The following is a 12,914-nucleotide window of genomic DNA, read 5'->3' as shown; positions in this document are numbered from 1 at the left end:
CATTTAGTTATATGGTTTAATGTTAAAAGACTTTATTTTTAATCAAACATAATTAAATGTTTAAAAGGAAGTTTTTAATTTTGAAGATACCTTTACATACAAAAAACAGACTGTTGTTCAAGTACAGTCTGTTTTTTGTATTCTATTTTATTTTTTCACATCCGCCCATTTCAAGCTAGTTGCAGGTCCAAATTGATGTACATATAAATCTGTAACATATGGTTTTTGCAAGTAAGATAATCCGCGCTGGAACACTGGTGCAATTACCGCATCATCAAGCAACATTTTTTCTGCATCTTGCATCGCTTTCCAGCGTGCCTTTTCATCATTTCCTAGCTCCATTTTTGTCTTTTTAATTAATGCATCATATTCTGGATTTGCATAACCAGTATTATTGACACCACTTTCTGAAATAAAGACTTCTAAGTAAGTCATCGGATCTGGATAATCCGGCAACCAACGTGATAATGACATTTCATATTCTTTCTTTTTCTCTAACGCTAGTTTTTGAGAGTGTGGTTGTAGTTTCACATTTATCGTCAATCCTGGTAAGTTCTTCTCTAATTGTTCTTTAATATATTCTCCTACTTTTTTAAAGTTTTCTAAATCATAGTTTAGCATTTCTAACGTAACTTCATTTGTTCCTGTTTCTTGTTTAGCTTTTTCCCAATATTCCTTTGCCTTGTTCACATTCGTTTTATTAAACTCTGCCCCAGTCTCCCTGAAATCTTTTTTATCCGGCCCTTTTAAAAAGCCATTTGGAACATAGTAATTTGCAGGTACTGATCCATCATTTAAAAATGAAGTTGCTAGTCCCTTTTTATCAAAAGCCATACTTAGTGCAAGGCGGGCATTTTTATTTTTAAGAATTGGGACATTTTCATTAAAGCGGAAGAAATACATCACAGGATCTGTATACTGTTTCAATTCCTTATCGTTTTTATATTTATCAACAAATTCTGTTGAAATAACAGCACGATCAATTTTATCTGTTTGATATAAATTTACTACCGTCGAAATTTCTTTAACAATTTGGTAGTTTACTTCATCTAACTTCACTTCTTTTTCATCCCAATATTGATCGTTTTTCTTCATAGTAAAACTCGCTTCATGCTTCCATTCTGATAATGTAAATGGTCCATTATATAGCGTCTTATTCGCTTCTAAACCATATTTATCTCCTTGTTTTTTCATATACTTCTCATTAATTGGATAAAAGGATGGTAAACAAAGTAATTTTGTAAAATAAGGGACAGGATGTTCTAACTCTACAGTAAACGTTTTATCATCTTGAGCCTTTACTCCTAATTCATCCAATCCGATTTGCTTCTTGTTTATTTTTTCTGCATTTTTCACGTCATACATGATATATGCATATTCAGAGCCCGTTTCTGGATTAACAAGTTGCTTCCAAGCATATACAAAATCATGAGCTGTTACAGGATCACCGTTAGACCATTTCGCATCACGCAAATAAAATGTATATGTTTTCCCATCTTTACTAATCTCATGCTTTTGGGCAATTCCAGGAATGATTTCATCGTTTTTTGAAAGTCTAAATAATCCTTCCATTACGTTATTTAATACGTTAAATGAAACAGCGTCTGTTACTTTTAAGGAATTTAATGATGGAATTTCTCCTGTCTCTGTTAACTGCAATACTTTCTTCTCTTCTTTTGGTTTTGTAGTAGTCTTTTCATTTCCACAACCAGCTAAAAATGAAGAAAGAAGTAACGTACTAACTAATGAAAAACGAACAACCTTTTTCATTCAAAAACCCCCTTTTATTTTTCTATTAATCTATTTTTATTAAGGTAAATAACGACGTGCACCTGCATATTCTTCAATGTAACCTGGTGTATCTACTGGTATAATTTCAACTGTTTTCGCTGCATTTGGAGAATGTATCATTTTCCCATCCCCTATATACATTCCTACGTGATGAACACTTCCTTTTCCTTGATTGTAAGCAAAAAATAATAAATCACCTTTTTGTAAGTTTTCTCTTTCAACAGCAATACCTGCTTTTGATTGTGGACCAGAGTCACGTGGGATTGTAATACCATGCGATTTGTAAATTGTATGTGTAAAACCAGAACAATCAAAGCCAAAACCACTTGTTCCAGCCCAAATATACGGCAATCCTAAAAATAACTTCCCAGTATTCACTAAATCATCACCCGTTGGAACAGGAATGTCATTTTGCGATTTATAAACCTTTCCATCATTTTTCCGTAACCATGCTTTTTTTCCGTTTGGTAATAATACACGATACGACATACTATCTTCACTTATTAGTGGTAAGCGTGTATTATAACTAACCTCTAAAGATTTATATTTATCAGATGGATTAATGTATAAAATAGCTGTCGGTTTTGTAATAAGAACGAATGGTTGCTCCTTTTTCTTTGCAAATTCTTGATTATAGGTTAGCTGTTTCACTGGCATCCATCCTGGATAACCCGCTTCATTTCTTGGCGTTGGCTGACCATGAACAACTACTTTTGCCCATTCACCTTGCCGATCAATGATTGTTACTTCCTGCCCCAATAAAGCTTGCGTTTCTAATTTATTTGTACTTGTTAACCAAAGCTTTTCATCGAGCGTCATCGATTTCGTCCATTTCCATAGATCAACAGGATTCGTCGCACTTGGCTCATCAATTGGGCGAAGCAAATTTGGACCAGTCCATAATGTTGCAGCCGCCACATCTACATACGCTTGATTACTTTTTACCTCTTCAGCATTCGCAACAGAAAAAGATGAAAATACTAATAAACAACTAAAAAACACAGTAGTGAGTTTTTTCATAAACACATCCTCCTTCTATTAATATTTCTCCCTGTTCAAACAGAACGTGACTTCTAAGACAACATTTCCACTGAAACTTTATTTTATATTCACTGCATGATGCAGGTTTACCTTTGGTCCGTTATATGTGATTCCGCTCGGCTCTTCCATTAACCATAAAGGAGCATCCAGGTCAAAGTAGTGAATATTTGGATGAGCGGCTGCTACGTGTGCAATTGCTGCCACAGAAAGCGATGATTCCATCATGCTACCAACCATACACTTTACACCGGCAGCACCGGCAATATCGGCAATCTTCCATGCTTCTCGTATCCCGCCACATTTCATTAATTTAATATTTAATAAATCCGCGTATTGACCTTGAACAAGCTTTAAAGCGTCCTGCGCTGAGAAAACACTTTCGTCAGCCATAATTGGTGTTTGCACATGATCTTTTACATATTTCATCCCTTCCCAATCTTTCGCATGAACGGGCTGTTCCACAAATTCTATATTTAAATTCCTATGTTCCATTTCTCGAATAATCGACACTGCTTCTTTCGGACTCCAGCCTTGATTTGCATCTAATCGTAAAGTAACATCCTTTGGTACAATATTTCTGATTGCTTCAATGCGTTTTAAATCTAAATCTGTTGATTTACCAACTTTAATTTTCAATGTGGAAAATCCTTTTTCCACATGTTTTTTTGCTTCTTTCGCCATTAATAAAGGTTCATCAACACTTACTGTAATGTCTGTTTGAATCTCTTTCTTTCCACCTAATAACGCATATAACGGAACATTATGAAACTGACAATACACATCATATAAAGCAATATCTACTGCTGCCTTCGCACTCGTATTTCCTACACAGCTCATTTGAATCTGTAACAACAATATTTGAAATTGCTGCAAATCTTTCCCGATTAATACAGAGCGGATTGGTCCTAAAATAGCTTCTTCCATTCCACTCGCAAAATCCCCGGTAATAACCGGAGTCGCAGCCCCAGCGCCTTTTCCTACAATCCCTTCATCTGTGTGAATAAAAACAGCAATACTTTCAATTTCGGTTACAGTTCGCAAAGCTGTTTTAAATGGTGTATGAAGCTTGATATAGCGACGTTTTACGGTTAGATCCATGATTTTCATTTCATTCATCCTTTCTGTCCAATAAAAAAATCCAGCCATAAGAATGGATCTTATGGCTGGATTTTGTCTATGAATGTGTAGACAAAGCAGCAATTTGATTATATTTTTTTTGTGCATCCTTTAATGCTACAAGCAATGCTTTTTGAGATGATCCGAAATAACGATTTTTAATTTCTTCTACTAATTGCGCGTCATTTATATTTCTATGTAGAAATAAATGTTTTACAAATTGGGCAGTTAATGAAATAGTTGCTGAACAATCCGCATCCACAATTTTCCCTGTATCTTTTTCCACAACAAATGCAACAAAGTAGCTTTTAAATTTTTCTGTAATTGGATTGTTTTGAGGTGCTTTTGCGTCCCCTACGATATAAATCGTATTAGAAGCGTACACATAAATCTTCCTTTCTTATACAAGAATAACGGTTTTCTTAACAGGCGAATAAGCTGAAGACTCATCGTTAGTTAAGGAATGTATCCTCTTACTACATATTATATACAATTGACAGAATTTTAACAATATTTATTTTAGTAGATATTGTACAATTAAATGCCCAATCTCTGAAAATATATAATTTGTATAACTTACACATTCAACATTTGAACTTAAAACAGCTATATATACCGTTTGGTTATTTATTTTCAATCGTGCCGCATCATGTGTAACAGTTTGCAGTTCTCCTGTTTTACTTGCTAGTTCTAATCCCTCAATTCCTTCTAACTTCCCACATAATTTATAGGTAAATTGTTGCTTCTCAAGTGGGTTATAAAATTGTTCTTCGTTTTCATAATGCATTAGTAGAGATACAATATCTTCAGCTGTTGTAAAATTATCCTTTCCCGTTTCTTTATGTGCTTGCATCATATATCGTTGTAGTTTCGTTCCATTTAGCTGCAGTGAATCAATATGTTTTTGAATGTGATTCATTTTTAACTTATTTATAAGCCAATTTGTCGCAGCGTTATCAGAAACTGCAATCATCAATGTAATGAGATCTTGTATCGTTATATTGGGTGTATGTAACGAAGCAACAATACCACTTCCTCCAGCTTTTTTTAGAGATGAAACAGGAATTAGTTCATATGGATTTAAGGCTCCATCCTTCATGTTTTCTATAGCACATGAAAGAATAGGTAACTTAATAAGGCTAGCTGATGGATGCACAAATTGTTCGTTGTATCGATACACAATTTCCCCTTGTATCATGACGCTTACATCTCCGTTTATACTTTCAATTCGTTTTTCTAGTTCATATATAAAGTTCGCTTTTTTCATATAACCCCTCCTTTTTGAAAATTATATCACCTACAACTGTTCAATTATGACACACTTCCCCTTAAAAGCAGTCAAAAAAAACAGCACCTCCAATTGTTAGGTTGTGTCTAACAATTGGAGGTGCTGTTCAATTTGCTAACTGTTTTTTAAACAGACGTTTTCCTTTTCAGCACTGCTTATCTACTTAGGTAATACAAATATAGTTTCATTCGGCTTAGAGAATTGATACTCTTTTCTCGCAAATTTTAAAATTTCTTCTTCATTATCTGTCAAATTTTTAACTTCGCTCTTTAAATAACGTGAATCTTTTTCTAAAGAAATTAATTGCTTTTGCTGATTATTAATCGTGTCTCGCTTTTTTACGATCATTTCTTGTTGCTTAGTAAGGATATATTGAACATAAAAAGTGGCTGAAAAAATAAAAATAAAAACTACAATAAACCGACGCAACTTTTTCTTATTCATAACTCGATATTCATTAGACTGTGTTTGCTGGTGTGGTGTATTAGGAACATTTACTTTCTTGAGTTTCCTCATGTTTTAAATCCCCCTAACCCATTTTATTTCACTCCCACAGGCATCTACTCTTACTAATCTAAATTCTCTTCTCGTAAAATAAGCTCCTCTATAAAAAAATCTCATAAATTAACCAATTAGAGATATCTTTCGACGACATCTCTATATTTCAGATGAAAATTTTATGTTTTGTGCTATAAATTAGTGTTTTATGTTTTTAATCCAATCTAAGCAAAATTATCTCTCAAACACATTCGCGTTTTCACTGAATAATTTATTAGGGATTTCTTAGGAGGAGGAGAAAAAGAGATGCATTACCGCACATTAGGAAAAACCGGTTTAACTGTTTCTGAAATCGGATTTGGCGCTTGGGCAATTGGTGGTGATGAATGGGGTCCTGTAAATGACAAACATTCTATCGCAGCAATGAAAAAGGCAATTGAATACGGAGTGAATTTTATTGATACTGCTGATGTATATGGTTTAGGTCATAGTGAAAAATTAGTGGCACAAGCAATAAAAGAACATCGAAATGATATTGTTCTTTCTACAAAGGGAGGTTTAATTGGTCATCACTACGATCCTAATGGAGAACCTGTCTACGACACAGCAGAAAAAGTCATTGCAGTATTCGAAACTAGTTTACTTCGCCTGCAAACCGATTACATTGATGTTTATTTTTGTCATATTTGGTGGGACAAAAAAGAAGAAACCGAAGCGTTCCTTCGCGCATTTGACACTTTAAAACGGGATGGAAAAGTTAAAGCTGTCGGTGTTTCTACACATGATTTACAATATATTAAAAACTTTAATAAAGATGGGGAAATTGATGTTGTACAACTTGACTACAGCATACTGAACCGGACACCTGAAAATGATATATTACCTTACTTACAAGAACAAAACTTAGGAACTGTCATTCGTGGACCATTAAAAATGGGGATACTAACTGGAAAGTTTACAGAGCAAACAACATTCCCTGATGGTGATTTACGACAAGATTGGCCAAAAGAAACATGGTTTCAAGATGATTTACAAAAGGTTGAACAATTGAGGTCCCTTTCAAATTCTAAACGAACTTTAGGACAATTGGCTCTTCGTTATGTACTCTCGCACCCCGCTGTATCTGTTGCTATCCCTGGAGCAAAAACAGCTAATCAAGCAACCGAAAATACCGCTGCTTCTGTACGACCACTTCTATTAGAAGAAGAGTTAACATATATACGAGAGCTCTAAATGAAGAAGATCAGTAGCAATTCATTGTCACTGATCTTTTTTTTATTACATTATATGAAACAACTTTAATATAAAACTAATTACGAAGCTTAATATCATACTCCATTCTTTTTGCCGTTGTTTCTGCGATTTCTATACCTAATAAATTTTTTACTATATGAAATGACATATTAATTCCAGCAGAAATCCCCGCAGATGTTATAATATGCCCTTCATCAACGAACTTTACATTCTCTAATACTTCTACATTTGGAAATTCATCTCGAAATCTTTCAATACTTGCCCAATGTGTTGTCGCCTTTCTTGAATCAAGTAAACCCGCTTTCGCAAGAAGTAATGCTCCAGTACATACAGAAGCCATTAATTTTACTTCTTTCATTTGCTGCCTGATCCAATTTATAATAATCTCATTTTTCATTCCATATTCTCTAGCACCTAATCCACCCGGAATTATTAAAATATCAACTGGTGGTAAATCTTTAATACTAAAATCCGGTTGCACTTTTAATCCATTTCTTGCTGTAATCATATTTCCATCTTGGCTGACTGTATGAACAGTGAACGAATGAACTCCATTCATTTCTGTTGTAACTGAAAAAACTTCAAATGGCCCCGCAAAGTCTAATACTTCTACTTCATTAAATAAAAAAATCCCCACGTTCCAATGGTTTATCATATAATCGCTTCCTTTTGTAAATATGAATTTTTTATTTTGATTCCCTTTATACAAGGTGTAGAAGGTGCTGATGTCCCTTTTCTAATGCGATATCATACGCTGTTTTACCATCATTTTTCTTAATACTTTTATCGGCTCCGTTTTCAATAAGTAATGCTACAATCTCTTCATCACCTAATAATACCGCCTCATGAAGTCCTGTCCAACCGCCGCTCTGTACAGCATTGACATCCGCTCCTTGCCCTATTAAAAATGTAGCCATTTCAATTTTCTTGTTTGCAATTGCTGCTTGAAGAGGTGTATTTTCATTTCGATTCTTCGCTTTTATATGTAAATTGGCACCCTTTTTCAGAAGAAAATTTGCAATTTCTTTATGACCAAAATAAGCAGCTAAATGAAGAGGCGTCCAACCATCTTCACTATAAGAATGCACAAGATTTTGATCTTCATTTATTAATGCAACTACATTCTCCTGTTCTCCCTTCATTACAGCATTTGTAATTGCTACAATTGGATTCATCGTTATCTCCCTCTTTCATAAAATTGTTTCATTTTCTAACTATGAAATAATTCTATCAAATATAGAAAATTCCTTTTTAACCCAATTTAGTTTACATAACAATATTATGATAACTATTTTGTTTTCATTAATTCTTAATTTGTTATCCTATAAAAAATATTTTTATAATAAACAACGGTTCATTTTTAGAATGAACCGTTTAGGATTTAATCAAAATATATTTTTGTATTTTCCATAAAACACACTGCTGTATTTATATGAAAATAAAAAATCTGTTTTCTGCAAAACAAAAGTGCAGACAATTGCAACGAAAAATGCAGAGCAATATTGGTTTGACATGGAGCCTCTACAAGCATGATTCACACGCCAATAACGCTGCAATGACAAGCATTTGGCATTGCCTAAGAGACTATCATACTTGCCTCTTCATGTAAAACCGTGTGTGTACTTTTTGGTTGCAATACTATGTATTTTTATTTTGCACTAAACAAAAAATCTCCGTACCCTAGTGAATTTGTTACACTTTATTTTTTTATTTCGTATCTATTTTTTGTAAATGCGAAAATGATTAACTGGTTTTAATATAAAAATAATCGTTAATAGGTACCTGATCAAATTTTATTTTTCAAATGAAATCTGAAAATGATTTTTATATTTTATTTGAAAAAGATTAAATTTATATTCTTTTATAGATACAATAATTCCTACATTAACCTATAGCAATTTTGCCTTCTTCCCTTTCCCGTTTCTTTTAATACGTATGATTTTACTACGAGCTCCGTTAATGAATCCGTTAATGTTTTATATGATAAATTAGATAGTGCCAGCAGATCATTTGTATATAAAATTCTATGTTTTTCTAATAGTAATAATACTAATCGTTCAGATGGCTTTAATGTTTCGTCACTTTCTAGTATAAAATCTACATCTTTCATAGATATTACCATTCTCCTCATTTTAAAAATCATGATTATCCATTATTAATACGAAAATATTATATAATAAATCTTATATTATTTCAAAATAATATAAGATTTATACTAGAGAAATATAGTATTCCTTTAAACTCCTACTTTTTTCAGTACAAAAAAAGCCTCCGAATTCGGAGGCTTCCTTCTATTTTACAATTGGTAATGTTAATTCACTTAATTTTACTGTAAGTTTCGTCCCTGCTTTTGGACGAATTGTATAGTCGTAATCACTTGCAATTAATACGACTCCTATTTGATGGCCTGCTTGGAATACATAATCATCTGGCTGCATGTCCCATGTAAGTGTGTAATCTTTTCCTGGGATAATTGGCGTTGATTGTTTTTCCCCATTCAAGTTTTGCGGATCCATCCATCCTCTCGTAACAATTTCTGGCTTCGCACCACCATAATCAACAAGTAGCGCCGTTAAATTTGAAACTGGACGATCAATATTCCCCTTAAATGAAATTTTCGGTGTACCGCTTATTCGCATTTCTTTTTCTAGCTTAGGCATTACGTATACTAACCGATTTGGTGATTCTAATTCTGGAGTTGCTACCAATTGATTCGATTTTATTTTTGCATCATCTAATAATGAGGATACTTGTTGCACCGCGCCCATTCTAAGTGGTAAATCTACTGCTTTATTACTTAAAAGCATACGTATTTTAGACGGAACTGCTGCAGGGTCTGGCCAATTTTTTAATTTTTGCCACGCTTTATTTTCTCGTTGTACATCTACCATCGGTTCATTCATTATCCCGTTTTCAATTCCATATAACCAATAATCGAACCATTTATTTTGCGTTTGCTGCCAGTTATTACTAGATGTTCCGCCATGTCCTCCTTGATGTAACCACATTTTACGCGGAACATTATTTTCTCCAAGAGCTTTCCACCACTCTGCAAACTGTTTTGTCTTTACATTCCAATCATTTAAGCCATGTACAACAAATACACTCGCTTTTATATTTTGGGCATCCTTCACGTAGTTACGTTTATCCCAAAAATCATTATAATCTCCTGTTTTTCGGTCTTGTCCATCAGTTAGCTCTTTTGTAATTTTTTTACAAATGACAGGATTCTCTCTTGTTAATACTGCTTCGGCCATATTATCTGCATCTTCACCTTGGTAACCACCTGGTGCAACAACTGCCCCATTTGCACGGTAATAATCATACCAGCTACTAATTGCTGCAATCGGAATAATTGTTTTTAATCCTTCAACCCCTGTTGTTGCAACCGCATTCGGCAATGTACCATTATAGGAAACACCTGTCATACCAACATTTCCTGTAGACCAATCCGCCTTTATTTCCTTACCATCTTCTGTGAATGCTTTTGTTCTTCCATTTACCCAATCTATGACAGATTTTGTACCAAGAATTTCTTGTTCGTCACCAGTTGTTGGGCATCCATCTGATTTCCCGGTGCCAATGCTTTCTCCTAAAATAACGGCATATCCACGAGGAACATAGTAATTTCCGTATGAACCGAGATTAGCTGGCCCTGCATAAGGTTTGCCTCCGGTAGGGTGTAATTCTTCATCTACATTATAAACTGGTACGTCTTTTATTCCCGAACGGTAAGGACTCATTTCATAAATAACGGGAATCTTCACACCCGGTTCTGTTTTCGGTCGCATTACCTTTATCGATACACGATCCTTTTTCCCATCTCGGTCACTATCAATCTCAGTTTCTACAAATACATTTTCTACAATCGCCTCATCAATTGAATAAATTGGCTTCGTCATTCCATTTTCCAACTCAATCTTTGTTGATTGAGCTAATGTTTCTGGTACTTTCCCGTTAAACGGTAAACTAACTTTCTTTGAATTCTCTTCTTTTTGTTCTGCATGTACAGTAACACTAGAGATACCTGATGTAAGTGTTAATGAAAACATTGCTGAAAGCGCAATTACAAACTGTTTTTTCTTCAAGCTCCTTCCCCCCTTATATTTTTCTATTACTCTTTTCACTATACAATGAAATAACAGAAAGTTCAGTTTATAAACAGGTGAAAACTTGAGAAATTTGTAAGATTTTATTTTAACCTTTCTTATATAATTCATAAGATTGCTCTAATCCTACGTTGTATTTCGTATTATTATCTGTCCAATCTTCTCCTAAATTCCCAGGCCATCCTGATGTATTGGCCACATATTTCAAAAGCGCTAATTCTGTTAATCCTTTGTTTACTCCACGTTTATAGGAACTCACCATATGCGAGGTTGCTATTGTCGCATTCGTTTTTGCGTCTTTTAAATTCTCTTCTGTTAGTTGCGCAGGTGCTAATCCCCACCGATGTAACTGAAATAAGCCAAAGGATGTCCCATTATCTCCAACAGCTTTTCGATTAAATTTTGTTTCATGATCGGCAATTGTAAGTAGAATCCATTCTGGTATACCGTACTGTTTTGAGACTTCACAAATTACTAATTTATTATTTTCAATTTCCTTTTGTTTTTCATGCTTCATATAAGCTGCATAGCATAAAAGTGTCAACGTGCAAATTACTACTATATATTTTAATAATTGTTTCATAGATTCATCCCCTATATTGTGTATGTTTAATCCTGTATACCCCTACTATAAAATGGGCATGTGACATCTATTTGACAGAATGTAATTAAAGAATAAAAAGAGCTGACTTTTGTTAAACGTACTATAATTCGAAGAGGATACTATATTCAATATAGGAGCATAAATCCAAACGACGATGAACTGGTAAATATACTGGCAGTATTCATGTACAGTTAAGATAAACTGTGTATGAATCGAGTAAGATAATAGTTTATATATTTTTTCTGTTAAGTGGATCTTGATTTCCTGCTACTTATGTGTACCGCCACATGCCCATCAAGCTAATATTTTGAAATGTCCCCAAAACGAAAATTTTATTATTTTACAGTTATTTATGAGAGTTCAACTCATTTTTTCGTTTTTGGTGCAAACCATTTCTTAAGTTAATGGGCATGTGACGAGAACCCAAAATGTATTCATTCATACTCACAGATGATGTCCTTTTAGTTGGATTCTTACGCTGAAGCAGCAAGAAATTGTTGTTCTTTGCGCATTAATTTGATTTTTTATGGAAAGATATACTAGTAAGTATACGATTTAAACGTTCTATTTTTTAGAGTATAACAGGAGGAGAATGAATATGTCAGAAATTGAAGTAGGCGAAATTTTTACCCTTAGCGATGAGAGTAATGAGGAGCAGGAAGTTGAAGTGCTCGGAACGATGAATGTCGAAGGAGCAGAATACATTGCTGTTGGCTTTGTAGAAGACATTCAAACGGAAACAGAGGAAGACATTGATATCTTCTTTTTAAAAGTAGAAGAAGATAATGAATTCTCATACATTGAGAGTGACGAGGAATTTGAAAAAGTATCTGCTGCGTTTGAGAAAATTATGGACGAGCAAGAATAATATTGGTTGGACACAAGAGGGGGATGCATATCTGCCCTCTGTTTTTGTATATAGGGGTACCGCCCCATGCCCATCAACCTAAGAAAAGTAAATACCCTAAAACGATAAAAATAAACTTGTTTGCCATAAAAGACATCACGTTTTGTTCTGAAAGCATTATAAAAGTTTAATCTAATATATAGCAGGTACCGACTATTAAGCAGTGGGATTAGTCGCTACATCAATAAAGATAATTTAAATGAAAAAAACAACTTTCATTAATGGTTAGTGAAGTGAACCCAAAAAGTTAGACAAATATTCTAAGCAGCTAATAAGGATTGGATTCTGTATTCCACAGGGCTCAAT

13 protein-coding genes are annotated in these 12,914 nt (G+C 34.0%); 2 read left to right on the top strand and 11 right to left on the bottom strand.

Translation table 11 applies throughout. The features are described from left to right. Nucleotides 1-147: 147 nt before the first annotated feature. From J4P91_RS23830 to J4P91_RS23805, 6 genes are all read right to left on the bottom strand, one after another. Nucleotides 148-1,770: a peptide ABC transporter substrate-binding protein gene (locus tag J4P91_RS23830; RefSeq protein ID WP_207996056.1), complete on the bottom strand. Its 1,623-nt coding sequence runs from the start codon at nucleotides 1,768-1,770 to the stop codon at nucleotides 148-150. Nucleotides 1,771-1,809: 39 nt separating this feature from the next. Next, a complete protein-coding gene (locus J4P91_RS23825; RefSeq protein WP_207996055.1) occupies nucleotides 1,810-2,811 on the bottom strand; it encodes a C40 family peptidase in 1,002 nt (333 codons plus the stop codon). Between the two features lie 78 nt (nucleotides 2,812-2,889). Then, the gene (locus tag J4P91_RS23820) at nucleotides 2,890-3,939 is read right to left on the bottom strand and encodes a dipeptide epimerase (RefSeq protein WP_207996054.1); all 1,050 of its coding nucleotides are present in this window, start codon (nucleotides 3,937-3,939) and stop codon (nucleotides 2,890-2,892) included. Nucleotides 3,940-4,006: 67 nt separating this feature from the next. After that, nucleotides 4,007-4,333 carry a DUF3870 domain-containing protein gene (locus J4P91_RS23815; protein WP_207996053.1) on the bottom strand — a complete coding sequence of 109 codons (327 nt, stop codon included), beginning with the start codon at nucleotides 4,331-4,333 and terminating at the stop codon, nucleotides 4,007-4,009. 129 nt (nucleotides 4,334-4,462) lie between these two features. After that, complete coding sequence (locus J4P91_RS23810) at nucleotides 4,463-5,215, bottom strand: serine hydrolase (RefSeq protein WP_207996052.1); 753 nt, start codon at nucleotides 5,213-5,215, stop codon at nucleotides 4,463-4,465. A gap of 180 nt (nucleotides 5,216-5,395) precedes the next feature. Further along, on the bottom strand, nucleotides 5,396-5,752 hold the full coding sequence (locus tag J4P91_RS23805; RefSeq protein WP_207996051.1) for an FtsB family cell division protein: 357 nt from the start codon (nucleotides 5,750-5,752) through the stop codon (nucleotides 5,396-5,398). A gap of 288 nt (nucleotides 5,753-6,040) precedes the next feature. On the opposite strand from J4P91_RS23805, the gene J4P91_RS23800 reads away from it, so the two are divergent. Beyond that, the gene (locus tag J4P91_RS23800) at nucleotides 6,041-6,967 is read left to right on the top strand and encodes an aldo/keto reductase (RefSeq protein ID WP_207996050.1); all 927 of its coding nucleotides are present in this window, start codon (nucleotides 6,041-6,043) and stop codon (nucleotides 6,965-6,967) included. 76 nt (nucleotides 6,968-7,043) lie between these two features. Here J4P91_RS23800 and J4P91_RS23795 read toward each other — a convergent pair whose 3' ends face one another. The 5 genes from J4P91_RS23795 to J4P91_RS23775 form a co-directional block, all read right to left on the bottom strand. Next, nucleotides 7,044-7,643: a DJ-1/PfpI family protein gene (locus J4P91_RS23795; RefSeq protein WP_207996049.1), complete on the bottom strand. Its 600-nt coding sequence runs from the start codon at nucleotides 7,641-7,643 to the stop codon at nucleotides 7,044-7,046. A 46-nt stretch (nucleotides 7,644-7,689) separates the two neighbouring features. After that, entirely contained in the window at nucleotides 7,690-8,163 is a 474-nt protein-coding gene (locus J4P91_RS23790; protein WP_207996048.1) for an ankyrin repeat domain-containing protein, read from the bottom strand. A 704-nt stretch (nucleotides 8,164-8,867) separates the two neighbouring features. Beyond that, on the bottom strand, nucleotides 8,868-9,098 hold the full coding sequence (locus J4P91_RS23785; RefSeq protein WP_003198034.1) for a hypothetical protein: 231 nt from the start codon (nucleotides 9,096-9,098) through the stop codon (nucleotides 8,868-8,870). Between the two features lie 181 nt (nucleotides 9,099-9,279). Then, complete coding sequence (locus J4P91_RS23780; RefSeq protein WP_207996047.1) at nucleotides 9,280-11,076, bottom strand: Xaa-Pro dipeptidyl-peptidase; 1,797 nt, start codon at nucleotides 11,074-11,076, stop codon at nucleotides 9,280-9,282. 109 nt (nucleotides 11,077-11,185) lie between these two features. After that, the gene (locus J4P91_RS23775) at nucleotides 11,186-11,680 is read right to left on the bottom strand and encodes a transglycosylase SLT domain-containing protein (RefSeq protein WP_207996046.1); all 495 of its coding nucleotides are present in this window, start codon (nucleotides 11,678-11,680) and stop codon (nucleotides 11,186-11,188) included. A gap of 613 nt (nucleotides 11,681-12,293) precedes the next feature. Here J4P91_RS23775 and J4P91_RS23770 point away from each other — a divergent pair. Then, a complete protein-coding gene (locus J4P91_RS23770) occupies nucleotides 12,294-12,569 on the top strand; it encodes a DUF1292 domain-containing protein (protein WP_207996045.1) in 276 nt (91 codons plus the stop codon). The last annotated feature ends 345 nt before the right edge of the window (nucleotides 12,570-12,914 follow it).

Source organism: Bacillus sp. XF8, assembly GCF_017498755.1.
GTDB lineage: Bacteria > Bacillota > Bacilli > Bacillales > Bacillaceae_G > Bacillus_A > Bacillus_A bingmayongensis.
The sequence above is the reverse complement of the archived record's forward strand: the minus strand, read 5'-3'. Positions and strand labels throughout refer to the sequence as shown.